A 17,833-nucleotide genomic window follows, 5' to 3' on the forward strand; every position below is an offset into this window, starting at 1 on the left:
GTTTTGATCGCATAGCATTGAGAACAAGGCGAGAACAAATGCAGTGATTGCCGCGATCGGTGGCGTGTGAAATAAGGACGGAAGTGATGGCAACGGCAGATCTCCTGACCATGGATTCCAAGAAAAAAGCAGATAAGCAAAAGGCGCTCGACAGCGCTCTGGCCCAGATCGAACGGCAGTTCGGCAAGGGCTCGATCATGAAACTCGGTGGCGAAAACGCCATGCGGGACATCGAGGCAACCTCGACCGGCTCACTCGGCCTCGACATTGCGCTTGGCATTGGCGGGTTGCCGAAAGGGCGGATCATCGAGATCTACGGGCCGGAAAGCTCGGGTAAAACAACGCTGACGCTTCATGCCATTGCTGAAGAACAGAAAAAGGGCGGTGTTTGCGCCTTTGTGGACGCCGAGCACGCGCTTGATCCGGCCTATGCCAAGAAGCTCGGCGTAGATCTGGATGAGCTGCTGATTTCGCAGCCAGACACGGGCGAACAGGCGCTTGAGATCACCGATACGCTTGTGCGTTCCGGCGCGGTGAATCTTGTGGTGGTCGACTCGGTCGCGGCTTTGACGCCGAAGTCCGAGCTTGAAGGTGACATGGGTGACAGCAGCGTGGGGGTGCATGCCCGCCTGATGTCGCAGGCCATGCGCAAACTGACCGGCTCCATTTCCCGCACGAATTGCATGGTGATCTTCATCAACCAGATTCGCATGAAGATCGGCGTGATGTTCGGCTCGCCCGAAACGACGACCGGCGGTAACGCGCTGAAGTTCTACTCCTCTGTCCGTCTCGATATTCGCCGCATCGGCGCAATCAAGGATCGCGATGAGGTGGTCGGCAACGCGACGCGTGTGAAAGTTGTGAAGAACAAGGTGGCGCCGCCGTTCAAGCAGGTCGAGTTCGACATCATGTATGGCGAAGGGATTTCCAAGACCGGTGAGCTGATTGACCTGGGGGTCAAGGCCGGCGTCGTGGAGAAGTCCGGGGCCTGGTATTCCTATGGGGACGAACGGATCGGGCAGGGGCGCGAGAACGTGAAGAACTTCCTGAAGGAAAACACGCAGATTTCGCTTGAGATCGAAGACAAGATCCGCGCGGCGCATGGTCTTGAGTTTGACATGGACCGCGATGATCCGGATATGATCGACGACGATTGATCGCCCCAGACCTGGGATTGAGAAGGGGCGCCGTTGGGTGCCCCTTTTTTGGTTTTGCGCCGTGCCTTGCACGTCGCCGGGGCAGGGGCGTTGCCCCTCTTGGCCGTTGGCCAATTCACCCCAGGATATTTTGAGCACAAAGAAACATGGTGCGCGTTTCGATCCGGCGCAGCTTATGGACAGCCGCCGCGCGTGGGGATAAACCCGGGCGAACCGTTTTTTGCCCGAGAAGAGGCCGCCGCTCATGCCAAGTCTGAACGACATTCGTTCCACCTTTCTGAACTACTTCGAAAAGCAGGGTCACCAGATCGTCCCGTCGAGCCCGCTCGTGCCGCGAAACGATCCGACCCTGATGTTCGTCAACTCCGGCATGGTGCAGTTCAAGAACTGTTTCACTGGTGTGGAAACGCGCGATTACAAGCGCGCAACAACGGCGCAGAAATGTGTACGCGCGGGCGGTAAACACAACGATCTCGACAACGTTGGGTACACGGCGCGGCACCATACGTTCTTTGAAATGCTGGGGAATTTTTCCTTTGGCGATTACTTCAAGGACGATGCAATTCCGTTTGCCTGGGAGCTTGTGACCAAAGAGTTCGGGCTTGATCCGTCACGTCTTTATACGACGGTCTATCACACCGATGACGAGGCGTTTGAGATCTGGAAAAAGGTTGGTGTCCCGGAGGACCGGATCATTCGGATCGCAACCTCTGACAACTTCTGGCAGATGGGGCCCACCGGCCCCTGCGGTCCGTGCACCGAGATTTTCTATGATCACGGCGATCACATCTGGGGCGGCCCTCCGGGAAGCCCTGAGGAGGATGGCGATCGCTTCATCGAGATCTGGAACGTGGTTTTTATGCAGAACGAGCAGTTCGAAGACGGCAGCATGAAGGCGCTCGACATGCAGTCGATCGACACCGGCATGGGGCTGGAGCGGATCGGCGCGCTGCTGCAAGGCAGCCACGACAACTATGACACGGACACCATGCGTGCGCTGATCGAGGCCTCTGCCCATGCGACCAGCGCCGATCCTGATGGGCCGGGCAAGATGCACCACCGGGTGATCGCGGATCACCTGCGCTCGACCTCGTTCCTGATTGCCGATGGTGTGATGCCGTCGAATGATGGGCGCGGTTACGTGCTGCGGCGGATCATGCGGCGGGCGATGCGGCATGCGCATTTGCTGGGCGCACAGGATCCGGTCATGCACAAGCTGGTTCAGAGCCTTGTTACGCAAATGGGCGCGGCCTATCCGGAGTTGGGGCAGGCTCAGGCGCTTATCGAAGAGACGCTGGAGAACGAAGAGAAGCGGTTCAAGCAGACGCTGGATCGTGGTCTCAAGCTGCTGGATGATGAACTGGACGGGTTGGCCGACGGCGCGCCGCTCCCGGGCGCGGCGGCGTTCAAGCTCTATGACACCTATGGGTTCCCGCTCGATCTGACGCAGGATGCGCTGCGCGAGAAGGGGCGTGAAGTCGACACCGATGGTTTTGATGCGGCCATGGCCGAGCAGAAGGCCAAGGCGCGTGCGGCCTGGGCTGGCTCTGGTGAAGCCGCGGATGGCGCTGTCTGGTTCGAGATTGCCGATCAGCATGGGGCGACGGATTTTCTCGGCTATGACACGGAGGCTGCCGAAGGTCAGGTTCTGGCTCTGGTCCAGGAGGGCGTGCTGGTTGATGACATCGCGGAAGGCGCGAGCGGTTGGGCCGTACTTAACCAAACGCCGTTTTATGGTGAGAGCGGCGGTCAGGTCGGGGACACCGGCTGGCTGCGGCGTCTGGAAAACGAGGATGAAAGCGCAGATGTAACCGACGCCCAGAAGATGGGCGGCGGCGCGGTCATTGCGCATCACATCACTGTCACGCGCGGCGCAATCAAGCGCGGCGATGCGGTGGCGCTGGAGGTTGATCACGGTCGGCGGGGGGCGATCCGGGCGAACCATTCGGCCACCCACCTACTGCACGAAGCCCTGCGCGAAGCGCTTGGGGACCACGTGGCGCAACGCGGGTCTTTGAACGCGCCGGATCGTCTGCGGTTCGACTTTTCTCATGGCAAGGCGCTGAGCGCCGAAGAAATGCGATCGGTCGAGAAGGACGTGAACGCCTATATCCGCCAGAACAGCGCGGTCAGCACCCGGATCATGACGCCGGACGATGCGCGTGCGCTTGGCGCGCAGGCGCTCTTTGGCGAGAAGTACGGCGACGAGGTCCGCGTGGTGTCTATGGGCACTCTGCGCGGCTCGGGCAAGGGCACCGATGGGGATACCTACTCGCTGGAGCTTTGTGGCGGCACCCATGTCCGCCAAACCGGTGACATCGGCGCGTTTGTTCTGCAAAGCGACAGCGCGTCGAGCGCGGGTGTGCGCCGGATCGAGGCGCTGACCGGAGAGGCCGCTCTCGCGTATCTTGGCGATCAGGACAACCGTTTGAGCGAAGTGGCCGGTGTGTTGAAGACACAGGCCGCCGAGGTGCCGGCGCGGGTCAAGGCGCTGCTGGATGAGCGCAAGAAGCTGGAGAACGAGGTTGCCAACCTGCGCCGTGAACTGGCGATGGCGGGTGGTGCAGGTCAGGGCGGCGGCTCGGACGAGCGTGAGATTGGCGGTGTGAAGTTCGTCGCTCAGGTGCTCACTGGCGTGACCGGCAAGGATCTTCCGCCGCTGATTGATGAGCACAAGGGCCGCCTTGGCTCTGGCGCGGTTCTTCTGATTGCGGATGCGGGTGGCAAGGCCGCGGTGGCTGCCGGGGTGACCGAGGATCTGAAAGGCACGCTGTCCGCTGTTGATCTGGTAAAGGCGGCCGTGGCTGAACTGGGCGGCAAGGGCGGCGGCGGTCGTCCGGACATGGCTCAGGGCGGCGGACCTTCGGTGGAGAACGCCGAAGCTGCGATCAAGGCAGCAGAAGCCGTTATCAGCAGTTGAGCATGAGGCCCCGGGTCAGGCCCGGGGCAGGCTCCCGGACCACGTCCGGGGGCACGTTTCACGAACTGGAAAGGACCGGATATGCCCGCACTTTGGATTGCCCACGTCACCGTTACTGACGAAGAAGCATATGGAAAATATGCCAAACTTGCCGGTCCGGCGATTGCCGCGCATGGCGGCAGTTTTGTTGCGCGGGGCGGTCGTTATGTGCAGCTGGAAGGCAAGGATCGTCCGCGCAACGTTGTGGCAAAGTTTCCTTCTGTGGAAGAAGCGGTGGCTTGCTACCATTCGGATGCCTACCAGGAGGCTTTGAGCCATGCGCGTGGGGCGTCCGAACGCGAGTTGCTGGTGGTTGAAACCAGCGAATAATCAGGCGTAGGCCTGCGCCGCGCACCGCTTTGCGGTACGCGGCAAATCGGTTAGTGGCGGTAACCGCACATCGCGTAGACCGTGACGCTGGCTTCCATGGCGCCGGTCGGACGGCCACTGCGATTTGTCAGCTCAACCGCCCAGCTGCGCGTGGTTTTCGGGTAGCTGCCGGTAATCATGAGCGGGCCGTTTGGTGACATGCGGTCACCGGCTTTGACACCGCCGGAGAGAGCGTAGCCGTGCGAGCATTTGATCACCACTTCATGGGACGCACCGGAGCCGATGACGGGCAGGTCAACAGAGTGGCTGTGTACGCCATGCGCGAGGGCCGGTGACGCGATTGCAGCTGCAAATACCGTGGCCAGGAAAGTCTTGGGGATGAAGGTCATGTGCTTGTCCTCACTGTCAAAATTGATTTCGAAACAGGTTTGAAGCCCCTTGGGGTCAGGGCCCAAAATATGGGGCCTCGTTCAAAAGCGTAGGCGAGATTTCGCGCACTGTCTACCATGGCGGTTGCTCGGGTATGGGATTCCACCATTGGATGCATCCGCAGAAAAATGCGCTGCATATGCAAAAAGGGCGGCCCTTCGAGCCGCCCTTTTCCGTTCAATTGCCTGTGCTTACTGCGTCTTGGACATGCGCTTGCGCTCATGCGGATCAAGATAACGCTTGCGCAGGCGGACCGCGTTCGGCGTCACCTCGACCAACTCGTCATCGTTGATGTATGCAATCGCTTCCTCAAGGCTGAGCGTCATCGGAGTGGTCAGGCGGACCGCTTCGTCCGTACCAGAGGCACGCACGTTGGTCAGCTTCTTGCCCTTCAGCGGGTTCACTTCGAGATCGTTTTCGCGAGAGTGCTCGCCGATGATCATCCCAGTATAAACAGGGGCTTGCGCGCCGATCATCATCTTGCCGCGCTCTTCGAGGTTCCACAGAGCATAGGCCACAGCCTCGCCGTTTTCCATGGAAATCAGAACGCCCGCGCGGCGGCCCGGGATCGGACCCTTGTGCTCGGTCCAGCCGTGGAACACGCGGTTGAGAACGCCCGTGCCACGGGTGTCGGTGAGAAATTCACCGTGGTAGCCGATCAGGCCGCGCGACGGCACATGCGCGATGATCCGGGTCTTGCCCGCGCCCGCCGGTTTCATCTCGACAAGCTCACCCTTGCGCGCGCCGGTGAGCTTTTCGATCACCGCGCCGGTGTAGTCGTCATCGACGTCGATGGTGGCCTCTTCGACCGGCTCCATCCTCTTGCCGTCTTCTTCGCGCATGATCACCTGCGGGCGGGAAATCGACAGTTCAAATCCCTCGCGGCGCATGTTCTCAATAAGAACGCCCATCTGTAGTTCGCCGCGACCGGAGACTTCGAAAGCCTCACCGCCGGGGGTGTCAGCAATCTTGATGGCAACGTTGGATTCCGCTTCCTTGTGCAGGCGTTCGCGGATCACGCGGCTCTGCACTTTCTTGCCGTCACGGCCCGCGAGCGGGCTGTCGTTGATGCCGAAGGTCACGGTGATGGTCGGCGGGTCGATAGGCTGCGCTTCGAGCGGGTCTTCGACGGCCAGCGCACAGATGGTGTCGGCCACGGTGGCCTTGGCCATGCCCGCGATGGAGACGATATCTCCTGCGACCGCTTCGTCGATGTCCTGCATGGCAAGGCCGCGGAACGCCTGAATCTTGGTCACGCGGAACTGTTCGATCTTTTGGCCAATGCGGGAGAGCGCCTGCACGGTGGCGCCAACCTTGATCTTTCCGGTCTCAACACGACCGGTCAGCAGACGGCCCACAAAGGGGTCCGCGCCAAGCGTGGTGGCCAGCATGCGGAAATCATCGTCCTGATGCTTGAGCTGCTTCGGGGCAGGGACGTGATCAACGATGAGCTTGAACAGCGCTTCGAGGTCCTTGCGCGGGCCGTTGATGTCATTGTCGGCCCAGCCGTTGCGGCCGGAGGCGTACATATGGGGGAAGTCGAGCTGATCTTCGTCCGCGTCGAGCGAAGCAAAGAGGTCAAAACACTCGTCCAGCGCGCGGTCGGGTTCCGCGTCGGGTTTGTCGACCTTGTTCAACACCACGATCGGACGCAGACCCAGGGCCAGCGCCTTGGACGTCACAAATTTGGTCTGGGGCATCGGCCCTTCAGCGGCATCCACCAGAAGAACAACACCGTCCACCATGGACAAGATACGCTCAACTTCGCCGCCGAAATCGGCGTGGCCGGGGGTGTCGACAATGTTGATGCGGGTGTTCTTCCACTCGACGGACGTGGGCTTGGCAAAGATGGTGATGCCGCGCTCACGCTCGAGATCGTTGCTGTCCATGGCGCGTTCGGCCACGGCCTGATTGGCGCGGAATGCGCCGGATTGTTTTAGGAGTTCGTCAACGAGGGTTGTCTTGCCGTGGTCAACGTGTGCGATGATCGCGATATTTCGCAGGTCCATGTGTTCAGCCAATTCAATGGGAGTTGGCCCGGCCCTATAGGGCTGCGCGGAAAAAGGCCAGAGGCGATCGGCCGCACATGTGAAAACCCGTTCAGGATCGGACCAAAAGCCTCAATGGGTGGCGCTTGCGGAGAAAAGATGGATCACGAGAATCCCGCCGAGGATCATACCCATGCCGGCAATTGCCGGCAGATCCAGTTTCTGACCAAACACAATGAACCCGATCACCGCGATCAGAAAGATCCCGAGTCCGGACCATATCGCGTAGGCGATACCAACCGGCATGTACTTAAGAGCCTGTCCCAGAAGGAAAAACGCCACGGCATAGGCGACAACCACAATCACGCTGGGCAGCGGGCGGGTGAAGGATTGGCTGGCCTGCAGGGCTGTGGTTCCGATGGTTTCAGCGAGAACCGCAAAGGCGAGAATGAGGTATGGCATCTGGTGTCCGGACTGCGTGGTTGTTGTGTAAAATGCTTGGCGAATTCTGACGTGAAGGCTTGGAATATGGAAGCGGGTTAACGGCTCATCAGGGAGTGTTTTCTACAGTCCGTGGGGAATCCAACGTTTGAGGAGAACGCCGTGAAACCCCTTTATACTTTGACCGCCGTTGGCGCGCTTCTGGCGTCGACCGCTTCTGCCAGCGAGCCGCACGCCGGTATGCAAGCGTTCCTGACCAATGTCGTGATGCCCTGGGCGACAGAGGCTGTTCTGGTCGATGCGATCGAGGCGCAGAACGTGCAGACTGCGGGGTTTGACGCGGCTCACATTGATACGCTGGACAAGACATGGCGCGCAGAAGTTGGCGCGGCCAGCACACCGACCATCGATGCGGTTCTTGGAAACGCAGCTTCGGACTATCTGCGCGATCAGGTCATGGCTTCCGGCGGCGCGATTACCGAAGTCTTCATCATGGATGCCCAAGGCCTGAACGTCGCCTCGTCCGGCGTAACTTCCGACTACTGGCAAGGGGATGAGGCGAAGTTCCAGCAAACCTATCCGCTTGGTGTTGGAGCTGTGCATTTCAGTGAAATCGAGTTCGACGAGTCGAGCCAAAGCTACCAGGCACAGATTTCCATCACCATGACAAATCCGGAGACCGGCGCGGTCATCGGTGCCATGACCGTCGGGGTCAATGCAGACGCCTTGATGTAAGTCCGCGACCCGACGGGAGTTTCGTCGGAACCATCATGGAACAAGCAGGTGTTTGGCGATGACCATCGAGCAGCAGAAGCCCACAGAACCGAAGGAAAAAGCTGAAAAAACATCAGCTATTCACTCCATCTTTGTCCGCAGCGCAGCGATTATGGCGGTTACGACGATTGTCGTAGCTGGTGTCATGGCCCTTCAGGCTGCACGTTTGGTGGACAGTCTCGCCCGACGGGGCGTTGTCGATCAAGCTCAGGCCGCGGCCATTAATGAGGCGCAAGGCTTGCTCAATCCGATGCGGTACAAGGCTATGGCCAAGATCACCGAGGCGGCGGAAAACGCGTTGTCAGCGGCGGGCGAAAACGGACTCGGTGTTGTCGTAATTGACGCAACAGGGGATGTTCTGATCGCTCTTGGCGGCGATTCCAGCGTTTCAGAGGCACTGACTTCCCTGGCAACTGCGGCCCTGGAACAGCCGGGGCTTGCTCAGGAAACCGGGGGGTTGCATACCGCGCATGCGGTACGCCCCGCCGCGGATCAGCCAGCCCAAGGGGCAATAGCCTTTGCGTTTACAGATGTGCCGGCATTGGCCCATGTGGCGGCTGAGAAGCAGCTGATTGCCGTCTCGGCGGGTGGTATTTTCACCATCATGATGGTGCTCACCCTTATCCTATTGCGCCGGTTTCTGGGGCGACCGCTGGATGCTTTGGGCGCGGCTGTTGCAAGGGTTTCCGAGGGCAGCTACGAAGACGATCAGACGATCATGACGGCCCGAAACGACGAAATCGGACGGATTTCCCGCCATCTCGGCAGGTTAACCACCCGGTTGCGGGATGCTCAGGAGGCTGAAGCGGAGCGCGCTTGCAAACTTGAGGCTCAGGTGGCCGTGGTTCGGCATCTTGGAGACGGTCTTAACGCGCTTGCCGCAGGCGCGCTGCACCACGAAATCGAAGAAACCTTTGCCGAGGACTACGAAGCGTTGCGCTTGAACTACAATCGGGCGGTTGAGACCCTGCGGAGCGCTGTCACGAATGTTTCGGACAACGCCGGAAACATCCTTCACAGCGCAAGCGAAATTGCGCGTGCGGCGGATGATCTGTCCAACCGGACGGAAACCCAGGCTGCGACACTGGAAGAAACCGCCGCTGCGTTGGAACAAATGCTCAACACGATCCAGCAAGCTGCGAGCCGGGCCAAAGATGCCGATGCTTCAGTGCGCACGGTCCGGCAGACCGCCGAGCAGAACGGTGAGATCATGGAGGAAGCGGTTGGTGCGATGAGCGCGATCGAGAAAAGTTCGGAACAGGTCGTGGAGATCATCACGGTGATCGACGACATCGCGTTCCAGACCAATCTCCTTGCGTTGAATGCAGGTGTCGAGGCGGCGCGGGCAGGAGAATCGGGCAAGGGGTTTGCCGTGGTGGCTTCGGAAGTGCGCAGCCTTGCACAACGCAGCGCCGAGGCGGCGCAGCAGATCAAGGAACTGATTGATGCGTCTACCGGACAGGTCAAAGATGGCGCTGTGCTAGTGCAACGGGCAGGCGTCGCGCTGCGCGACGTCGTCAGACAGGTGGGAACAATTTCTGATCTGATGGCCGACATTGCCTCCGGATCCGGCGAACAGGCAGAAGGATTGAATGAGATCAACGTCGGTGTTAGCAACCTTGATCGCGTAACACAGCAAAACGCGGCGATGGTCGAAGAAACGACGGCTGCCGCACATATGTTGAAGTCTGATGCCAATGAACTGAGCGATATTGTTGCGCGCTTTGCTCTGAGCGAAGCGCAAGACGGAGCGGAACAAACGCTGACGCAAACTCAATCCGATGGCGAAGGCGTTCCGAGGAACAGCGCGGCTTAGCGCGGTCAAATTCCATGGTCCCATAAACACTCGATGCCATGCCGCTGCAAAAAACTTGACGTGAGCCGCGCCTGAGCTTTCAGATATGGCACACCGGGATCATAATAATCACGCGAGGTAGTTGGAACGGTATGGGGTCAACGACCCAGTTCTCCATATAGGCGACTACTCGGGGCAGATACTGAGAACGTAAGACACCGTTTGGAAAAAAGTAGCACCACGTTGGACACTTTGTAGGAAGTGGCAGGTTCATTTCACAAAACCTGTGCTACAAAGTCGACTGCACCCCGTCTCTTAAAACAATCGGTCCACTAACCTATGTTTTCGTTCATGAAACAGTATTCGCTCGCCTTTGCCATCGTAACGATTGTCGCCGTTCCGTCGTCTGCCCAAGAGGATGACGGATCAAGCCTCATGGAGGAGGGCATGAAGCTCTTCATGCGGGGATTGATGACCGAGATGGAGCCCGCATTGAAAGAGCTGGAAGGGCTGGCAGAAGAGGCCAGACCGTTCTTCAACGATTTTGTGCAGGAGATGGGGCCGGCGCTGAGTGAGTTGATGGAGAAAGTCGAAGACTGGTCCGCGTATCACCCTCCGGAGATGCTTCCGAACGGTGATATCATCCTGCGAAAGAAGACGCCGGAAGAGCGCGAGAAGGATGATGACGGCGTGGAAATCGAACTTTAAATGTACGTGAAAACGGCGCACCGATAATCAGTCCGCCTCATCCGGAGTGATTTCCATGTCGATTGTTTCCGCCCCGATCGATGCGCCAAGGGAGTTCAGCCGGGCCTCTGTCACCTCGCCGTAGAGCGGTGCGGCTTCCTCGGACAGATGCAGGCAGAGCCGCTTGGTCCAAGCATCCCAGCTCAGACGGGCCTTGTCCTGACCGGCATCGGTCATCCAGAGCATGGCGCCAAGGCGCATGGCCTTGCCCAGGGTTTCCGCTTCGGAAATGTCGGAAGCCTTGAGCAACCTATACATGTCTTCGAAATGTGTGCCTTCGCGCTTGTTCCGATACCGGTGCAGCAGGGCGAGGCCAAGATAGATGCGCTCGGAGTGGTTCAGACCGCCCAGATTGGCGCGGGTTGAATTGTCAAAACAGAACTCTGCCCGGTAGTCCGGATGCGCCCGCCAGCTGACGTCATGCAAAAGACAGGCAGCCCGGATGATCCGCTTGCGCGCGGCATCGGCTTCGGGAAACAGCGGCAGCGTGAACTTGTACAGCTTGCGGCCAAAGCCGGGCAGGCGGGCATCTTTGCTCTCCGCAAAGCGACAGGCTTCGATCAGAGGATCGCGTTCACGCACCTCCTGCGACATCTGTTCAAACAGCATACCTTCGCGAATGCCATAGCTGGACACGGCAATATCATGCGGTTTGAAGGTCTTGATCAGACGTGACAGGACTTCGGCGGCATAGGGCACAAGGTCCATCCGCGTGGCGGAAATGGAGCAGGCTTTGCGCAGTTCTTCCAGATCTGACTTCTGGATGAAGTTGATCGTATCCACGACGGATTGGGGGTCCATCCGGTATTCATGCAGCACGTGCAGCGGATACCCGCGCCGCTCCATGTCGATTCGCGCTATGGCGCGCCAGCTGCCTCCCACCAGAAACAGGCGGTCGCGCTGTGCACCAAGTTCCTCGGCCAATTCCTTGATCACGGACTTGATATGCGCGCGGCGGGCCTCTGCGCCGCCCTCGAGATCCTTGAACTTGAGCGGCCCGAGCGGGGAGGTGGCACATTTTCCGACCGTGCCATTGTGGATTTCGGCAAGTTCCATGGACGCCCCACCGATGTCGCAGATCAGCCCATAAGCACCCGGCCAGCCAAGCAGCACACCCTGCGCGGAAAGGCGCGCTTCTTCTTCGCCATCAATGACATGCACCTTCAGGCCGGTGGCCTCTTCGAGTTCCGCTTTGAATGCGGGGCCGTCTTTGGCGTCGCGCATGGCGGCGGTCGCAACAACCGTGAGGGTCGGCAATCCCATGCCATCGGCCAGAAGCTTGAACCGTTTCATCGCGGTCCGCGCACGTTCCTTGCCTTCGGGATTGAGCTTGCCGCTTTCGGCGATGCCCGCGCCGAGACCACACATGACCTTTTCGTTGTAAAAATATGCCGGGCTGCGGGCAGCACCGTCAAACACCACAAGGCGAACGGAGTTGGATCCTATGTCGACGACGCCCACACGCTTGAGATAGCGCGCTTTGGGGTCATCGAAGATCGGCCTGCCAAAATGGCCCCAGTCTTGCTGCTCCGGATCGGTCATGGCGTCCATAGTCATCCCTCTGCTCACCCTGTGCCGGAATGGCCTATCCGGTCAAGGTGAGGCAAGAGGGGCTTGGAGCATGTTATGGTTGACCTAACGTCAATAGACCGGAGGCGTTGAACGGATTTGACGTCAAGAATGCCAGATATTGCATTGATTTTCCAGTATATATTCTGATCCTGAGGGGTCGTTTGGGCTTGTGTCCCTCATCCTCAAACGAAACGGGCCGGACAATTTGTCCGACCCGTCGTTCGTTTTTCCAAAGGGCGTTGCCTTAGCTCAACAGGGCGCGGACCTTTGCGGCGACGTTGTCAGCCGTGATGCCGAACTTCTCGTAAAGCGTTTCCGCCGGGGCCGAGGCGCCGAAGCTGCTCATGCCGACAAAATCGGCCTTCTGCTCGCGACCACGCTCACCGAGCAGCCAGCGATCCCATCCATGACGGACAGCGGCTTCAACGCCGACCCGAACCGGGCCAGCGGGCAGCACGCGGCGGCGGTAGCTTTCATCCTGTGCGGCAAAGAGTTCCATGCAGGGCATGGAGACAACGCGCGTGCCGATGCCTTCTGCCTGCAATGCGGCGCGCGCTTCCATGGCGATGGAGACCTCAGAGCCGGTGGCGATGAGAATCGCCTGCCGCTTGCCTTCGGCTTCGGCCAGAACATAAGCGCCTTTTTCGCTGAGGTTGGACGTCTTGTGTTCAGTCCGCACGGTCGGCAGGCCCTGACGGGTCAGCGACAGAACCGAAGGGGTCGCCGTCTGGTTGAAGGCGATTTCCCAAGCCTCTGCGGTTTCAACCGCATCCGCCGGGCGGAACACCAGCGTGTTCGGTGTAGAACGGCTGATCGCCAGATGTTCGACCGGTTGGTGCGTCGGCCCGTCTTCGCCCAGGCCGATGGAATCGTGGGTCATGACAAAAACAGTCGGCGTTTTCATCAGCGCGGCGAGGCGCATGGAGGGTCGGGCGTAGTCGGTGAAGGCCATGAAGGTGCCGCCATAAGGGCGCACACCGCCGTGCAGGCTCATGCCGTTCATTGCGGCGGCCATGCCGTGCTCGCGAATGCCCCAGTAGACGTAGCGACCCTTGCGGTTGTCGGTGTCAAAGGCGCCCATATCGCCGGTCAGCGTGTTGTTGGAGCCAGTCAGGTCAGCAGAGCCGCCCACAGTTTCGGGCATGATCGGGTTGATCACCTCAAGCGCCATTTCGGATGCTTTGCGGGTGGCCACCTTCGGAGCGGTTTCGGAGATCTGCTTTTTCAGCGCTTTGACTGTGGCGGACAGCTTCTTCGGCGCCTGACCGGTCATGACGCGTTCGAATTCTTTCTGACGCTGGGCGCTCACCTCGGCCAGACGGGCTTCCCACGCGCCGCGGTCCTCGGCACCGCGTGCGCCAGTGGCACGCCACCAGTCAAGCACTTCGGCCGGCACGTCAAATGCGCCGCCGGTCCAACCCCAGTTTTCCTTGGCGGCGACGTTCTGCTCAGCATTGGTGAGCGCGCCGTGTCCTTTGGACGTGTCCTGCGCCGCGTGGCCAAGCGCGATATGCGTCTTGCAGGCGATCATGGACGGGGATTTGGATTTCTTGGCCGCGACAATGGCGGCGTCAATCGCTTCGGGGTCATGCCCGTCGATTTCCTGCACGTGCCAGCCGGAGGCCTTGAACCGCTTCACCTGGTCGGTTTTGTCCGACAGGGAGACCTTGCCATCAATGGTGATGTCGTTGTTGTCCCAGAAGACGATCAGCTTGCCGAGGCCGTAGCGACCGGCAAGACCGATAGCTTCCTGAGACACGCCTTCCATCAGGCAGCCGTCGCCCGCAATGACGTAGGTGTAGTGATCCACCAGTTTCTTGCCAAAGCGCGCGCGCAGCATCTCTTCGGCCATGGCAAAGCCAACGGAGTTCGAAATGCCCTGACCCAGCGGGCCGGTCGTGGTTTCCACGGCCTTGAGCAGGAAGTTTTCCGGGTGGCCCGCGGTCTTGGCGCCCCACTGGCGGAAATTCTTGACCTGATCGAGCGTGACTTCCGGATCCCCTGAAAGGTACAGCAGCGCGTAGATCAGCATGGAGCCGTGACCGGCCGACAGAATGAAACGATCGCGGTCGTGCCATTCCGGGTTCTGGGCGTCGTATTTCAGGTGGTTGCCGAAAAGCACGGTGGCCACATCAGCCATGCCGATGGGCATGCCGGTGTGGCCGGAATTGGCCTCAGCGACAGCATCGAGGGCGAGAGCTCTGATGGCGGTGGCGCGCATCCAATGGTCGGGGTTGGCGCTGCGAAGCTTCTGAATGTCCACGTGTATCGTCCTTACGGCTGCGGTTGAGGCTGGTTTAGCGATGAGACGCTCAATAGCAGCGTTGTGGCGAAGTTCAAGCAATGCGGCGTTAGCGCTCACAGCCGTGGATGAAGAGAAGCGCCCAAGCCGTTGAAACGTAAGGGGGCGCAATTTTTTTGCACTCTTGTTAAACTTCGGCGTTAAGGCCCAAGAGCGATTCGCTTGTCGCGTGCAAAGGGCTGTCCGAGAGGTCACTGAGGGGAGCGGAATGGCTCAGATAGACGAGTTGCAGGCACGGATCACCCGCGCGCTGGATCGCATCGGCACGGGGTTGGACCGGTGGGAGCCGGGTGCAGCACAGGCGGAGCTCGCCGCGATGCGCGCACAGACGGAAAAATCCATGACAGAGGCGGAAGAGGCCCGCGCCGCGCTGGCGGCGCTTCAGGCCGCGCCCGCGCCAGAGCCTCAAACCGATCCGCAGGAGCTGTCGCAACTGCGCGAAGAGCTGGAAGATCAGAAGCTTGCCAAGGCTCAGCTGGAAGACCAGCTGCGCAAACTGACAGAGCAGCAGGGCAGCGAAACGGCGACGTTGCAGGAGCAGGTCGAATCCGCACGCGACGCGCTGGCCCAGTTGGATGGCGAGTTGCAGGGCCTGCGGTCTTCGAATGCCGCGTTGCGGACAACGATCGCGGCCTTGCGCGAAGCCAATGCAGGCGGCGTGGGCAACGCGGCGCTGATCAACAAGGCCATGGCCGAGGAGCTGGACGCTTTGCGCGCGGCGCAGGCTGCGGAAACAGCGGAGGCCCGGGCTGTCCTGGATACGCTGACGCCGCTCTTGGCGGGCCAGCCGGCGGCGGCGGACACCGGGGCAGAAGAGCAGGGGAGTGCGTGATGTCCGTTCAGATTGAAGTGCCGATCAAGATCGGTGGCCGCACGTTCGAGGTGGCCTGCCAAAAAGGCGAAGAACAGTTTCTCTTGTCCGCCGCGGCTTTGCTCGACGCAGAGGCGCAGGTTCTCGTGGAGCAGATCGGGCGTATGCCGGAGCCGCGCATGCTTCTCATGGCAGGCCTCATGCTTGCGGACAAAACCGCAGGGCTCGAAGAGCGCCTGAGCGAGGCCGAAGACCGCATCGCCGCGCTGAAGTCCGAGCTGGACGCGCTCAAGGACGCCCCGCCGCCAGAGCCGGAAAAGGTCGAGGTCCCGGTCATTCCGGACGATGTGACGGACGGTCTGGCCGAGGTCGCGGCCCGGATCGAAAGCCTCGCGGACACCTTCGACGAGAAAATGAAGAACGCCTGATTAGGCTTTGAAAGAAAACAAAAAAGCGCCTCAGAACTGGGGCGCTTTTCTTTCGTTTTGTTGTGCGGACTTAGGCGTTCGCTTCGCGGATCTTGTCCGCCGCTTCCTTGTCGTAGGTCACACCGTTGGTTTCGAACAGTTGATCCAGCTCACCGGAGAGCGTCATTTCAGTGATGATGTCACAGCCGCCAACGAACTCGCCTTTGACATAAAGCTGCGGGATGGTGGGCCAGTCGGAGTAATCCTTGATGCCCTGGCGAAGCGTGTCGCTTTCGAGCACGTTCACATCGGCAAAATCCACGGCCATGTAGTTCAGCACACCAGCCACACGGCTGGAGAACCCGCATTGCGGCATGGATTTCGTGCCCTTCATGAAAAGGACCACGTCATTGGCTTTGACTGTTTCGTCGATCTGGGTCTGGGCGTCGCTCATTTCCTTGAGTCCTTCGGTATGAAGAGTTTTGCGTATTCCTGTGGGTCGCGGGGGACTTTCCATGATCTTTCATGGCCGCCGCCAACCCCGGAGGTGTAACGGGAATGCAGTTCGTGATGACCGCTGCCCGGCGCGCTGCCGCGTTTGCCGGGGTTCTGCCTTTCGCTGACCACGGCCAGCGCCACCGCCACGACAGCGATCAGCACCACAAGGATCAGGATAAAGGCAACCGGATCCATATCAGTCCGGCGCGCGTGTCGTCAGCGCAAGGGCATGCAACTCCGCCGCGGAGCCGTCCATCTTGCCTTTCAGAGCCGCATAAACGGCCCGCTGCTGCTGAACGCGGTTCTTGCCGCGAAAGCTTTCGTCGATGACCATGGCGGACATATGCACGCCGTCATCACCGCCGATCTGGATTTCAGCATCCGGGAAAGTCTCGCGCAGCAGTTGTTCGATTTCGTGGCGCTCCATCGGCATGCTCTTTGGTCTCCATGGTATTTCTGGTGTTGCTCACCCAAGAGGTAGTGCGCAGCGCGGCAGGGTGCAAGCCAATCCGGCACGCCAAGGCATGCGCCCCGTGATTCCGGTCAATGGATCGGTTTGAAATCAGCGGCGCGATGTGCGCACGTTCCGCGCGCCTTTGACACGGATTTCACGCACGCCAAACAGGTCCTGATCGGTCATCCAGAGCGCTGCGGTATAGGTTCGGGACAGATCGCTGCCACGCGGGCCGGGCACCTGAAGGGCACGAAAATCCAGAGTCAGCGTGTCCGCGTCGCTTTCTGCGTCAACCTTGACAAGGCGCAGATCAAACGGCCCCTGACGGTTCGTGATCCCTGTCGCCCGGATGATCGCACCGCCGGGACGGCGCTCGATGAGCAACTCGGTGACCTCGCCGATCAGAGACCCTCTGTAGGCCTCTTCACCGTTGTCGCGGAAAATGGACACCGCGCGTCGGGGGATCAGCGGATTGACCTCGCCATCGGTTGCCACGGGCTGCGAGGTGCTGCGCCCGAACCAGTTCAGCGGGTTGAACCGCGACTCGCGGATCGTGCCACAGCTGGTCAGAACCAAAGCGGAGAGAACCAGAATCGAAACAGATTTCTTCATGAGAATGCCGCCTTTGCCTGCCTGACCTTCCAGTTAACGCAAATGCACGGCGTTGAAAAGTCGCAAGCACTGGACCTTTTTGTCTGCGTTGCATAACTCCGGGCCAAAGGAGAACCAAGGCATGGCACAGGCAGCATTCGAAGAGGTGGTCGAGGATTTTGAGTTCCTCGACGATTGGGAAGACCGCTATCGCATGGTCATCGAGATGGGCAAGGCCATGGAGCCGCTGCCGGATGCACTGAAAGTGGCGGCCACGAAAGTCGAAGGCTGCGCCAGCCAGGTCTGGCTACACCCGCAGATTGCTGATGGTGTCTATCATTTCCAGGGCGAAAGCGACGCGATGATCGTTCGTGGTCTTATTGCCCTTTTGCACCGCCTTTACGACGGGCTGCCTCTGGCAGAGGTCACAGCGGTCGATGCGCGCGCGGAGTTGGGCCGCCTTGGGCTGAACGAACACTTGTCCGCACAACGCTCCAACGGTTTGCGCGCGATGATTGAGCGGATCAGGGAGCAGGCGGCAGCCGCCAGTTAAGCACTCCAACATTTTCTGCAAATGC

At 60.0% G+C, this 17,833-nt stretch carries 18 protein-coding genes; 9 read left to right on the forward strand and 9 right to left on the reverse strand.

The features are described 5' to 3' along the window. Positions 1–86 precede the first annotated feature (86 nt). The 3 genes from recA (at position 87) to E4662_RS10655 (ending at position 4,446) form a co-directional block, all read left to right on the forward strand. On the forward strand, positions 87–1,157 hold the full coding sequence (gene recA, locus E4662_RS10645; protein WP_136441506.1) for a recombinase RecA: 1,071 nt from the start codon (positions 87–89) through the stop codon (positions 1,155–1,157). A 244-nt stretch (positions 1,158–1,401) separates the two neighbouring features. Continuing rightward, positions 1,402–4,077 (forward strand): alanine--tRNA ligase, encoded by a 2,676-nt coding sequence (alaS, locus tag E4662_RS10650; protein WP_136441507.1) that lies wholly within the window; start codon positions 1,402–1,404, stop codon positions 4,075–4,077. 81 nt (positions 4,078–4,158) lie between these two features. Further along, complete coding sequence (locus tag E4662_RS10655; protein WP_136441508.1) at positions 4,159–4,446, forward strand: DUF1330 domain-containing protein; 288 nt, start codon at positions 4,159–4,161, stop codon at positions 4,444–4,446. 50 nt (positions 4,447–4,496) lie between these two features. Here the strand turns inward: E4662_RS10655 and E4662_RS10660 are convergent, their stop codons facing one another. From E4662_RS10660 to E4662_RS10670, 3 genes are all read right to left on the reverse strand, one after another. Further along, positions 4,497–4,835 carry a hypothetical protein gene (locus tag E4662_RS10660; protein ID WP_136441509.1) on the reverse strand — a complete coding sequence of 113 codons (339 nt, stop codon included), beginning with the start codon at positions 4,833–4,835 and terminating at the stop codon, positions 4,497–4,499. 231 nt (positions 4,836–5,066) lie between these two features. After that, on the reverse strand, positions 5,067–6,884 hold the full coding sequence (typA, locus tag E4662_RS10665; protein WP_136441510.1) for a translational GTPase TypA: 1,818 nt from the start codon (positions 6,882–6,884) through the stop codon (positions 5,067–5,069). Positions 6,885–6,995: 111 nt separating this feature from the next. Further along, positions 6,996–7,325: an SMR family transporter gene (locus tag E4662_RS10670; protein WP_136441511.1), complete on the reverse strand. Its 330-nt coding sequence runs from the start codon at positions 7,323–7,325 to the stop codon at positions 6,996–6,998. Between the two features lie 141 nt (positions 7,326–7,466). On the opposite strand from E4662_RS10670, the gene E4662_RS10675 reads away from it, so the two are divergent. From E4662_RS10675 to E4662_RS10685, 3 genes are all read left to right on the forward strand, one after another. Next, positions 7,467–8,039 carry a hypothetical protein gene (locus tag E4662_RS10675; RefSeq protein WP_136441512.1) on the forward strand — a complete coding sequence of 191 codons (573 nt, stop codon included), beginning with the start codon at positions 7,467–7,469 and terminating at the stop codon, positions 8,037–8,039. Positions 8,040–8,097: 58 nt separating this feature from the next. After that, a complete protein-coding gene (locus E4662_RS10680) occupies positions 8,098–9,894 on the forward strand; it encodes a methyl-accepting chemotaxis protein (RefSeq protein ID WP_136441513.1) in 1,797 nt (598 codons plus the stop codon). Between the two features lie 330 nt (positions 9,895–10,224). After that, entirely contained in the window at positions 10,225–10,581 is a 357-nt protein-coding gene (locus tag E4662_RS10685) for a hypothetical protein (RefSeq protein WP_136441514.1), read from the forward strand. A 27-nt stretch (positions 10,582–10,608) separates the two neighbouring features. On the opposite strand, the gene E4662_RS10690 is transcribed toward E4662_RS10685, so the two are convergent. Beyond that, entirely contained in the window at positions 10,609–12,171 is a 1,563-nt protein-coding gene (locus E4662_RS10690; protein ID WP_136441515.1) for a Ppx/GppA family phosphatase, read from the reverse strand. A gap of 265 nt (positions 12,172–12,436) precedes the next feature. Continuing rightward, positions 12,437–14,455, reverse strand: a complete 2,019-nt coding sequence (gene tkt, locus E4662_RS10695; protein ID WP_136441516.1) for a transketolase — start codon at positions 14,453–14,455, stop codon at positions 12,437–12,439. 247 nt (positions 14,456–14,702) lie between these two features. Between tkt and E4662_RS10700 the strand changes: the two genes are divergently transcribed. Next, positions 14,703–15,326, forward strand: a complete 624-nt coding sequence (locus E4662_RS10700) for a hypothetical protein (protein ID WP_136441517.1) — start codon at positions 14,703–14,705, stop codon at positions 15,324–15,326. Beyond that, the gene (locus E4662_RS10705) at positions 15,326–15,733 is read left to right on the forward strand and encodes a cell division protein ZapA (protein ID WP_136441518.1); all 408 of its coding nucleotides are present in this window, start codon (positions 15,326–15,328) and stop codon (positions 15,731–15,733) included. The genes E4662_RS10700 and E4662_RS10705 overlap by 1 nt, the downstream gene beginning before the upstream one ends. Before the next feature lie 70 nt (positions 15,734–15,803). Here the strand turns inward: E4662_RS10705 and grxD are convergent, their stop codons facing one another. From grxD to E4662_RS10725, 4 genes are all read right to left on the reverse strand, one after another. After that, positions 15,804–16,166: a Grx4 family monothiol glutaredoxin gene (gene grxD / locus E4662_RS10710; protein ID WP_136441519.1), complete on the reverse strand. Its 363-nt coding sequence runs from the start codon at positions 16,164–16,166 to the stop codon at positions 15,804–15,806. After that, on the reverse strand, positions 16,163–16,405 hold the full coding sequence (locus E4662_RS10715) for a hypothetical protein (protein ID WP_136441520.1): 243 nt from the start codon (positions 16,403–16,405) through the stop codon (positions 16,163–16,165). The genes grxD and E4662_RS10715 overlap by 4 nt, the downstream gene beginning before the upstream one ends. A gap of 1 nt (position 16,406) precedes the next feature. Then, a complete protein-coding gene (locus E4662_RS10720) occupies positions 16,407–16,643 on the reverse strand; it encodes a BolA/IbaG family iron-sulfur metabolism protein (protein WP_136441521.1) in 237 nt (78 codons plus the stop codon). Between the two features lie 129 nt (positions 16,644–16,772). Further along, positions 16,773–17,276 carry a hypothetical protein gene (locus E4662_RS10725; RefSeq protein WP_136441522.1) on the reverse strand — a complete coding sequence of 168 codons (504 nt, stop codon included), beginning with the start codon at positions 17,274–17,276 and terminating at the stop codon, positions 16,773–16,775. Between the two features lie 121 nt (positions 17,277–17,397). Between E4662_RS10725 and E4662_RS10730 the strand changes: the two genes are divergently transcribed. Further along, complete coding sequence (locus E4662_RS10730) at positions 17,398–17,808, forward strand: SufE family protein (RefSeq protein WP_136441523.1); 411 nt, start codon at positions 17,398–17,400, stop codon at positions 17,806–17,808. The last annotated feature ends 25 nt before the right edge of the window (positions 17,809–17,833 follow it).

The organism is Pacificoceanicola onchidii, from assembly GCF_004804335.1.
Classification (GTDB): Bacteria; Pseudomonadota; Alphaproteobacteria; order Rhodobacterales; family Rhodobacteraceae; genus Pacificoceanicola; species Pacificoceanicola onchidii.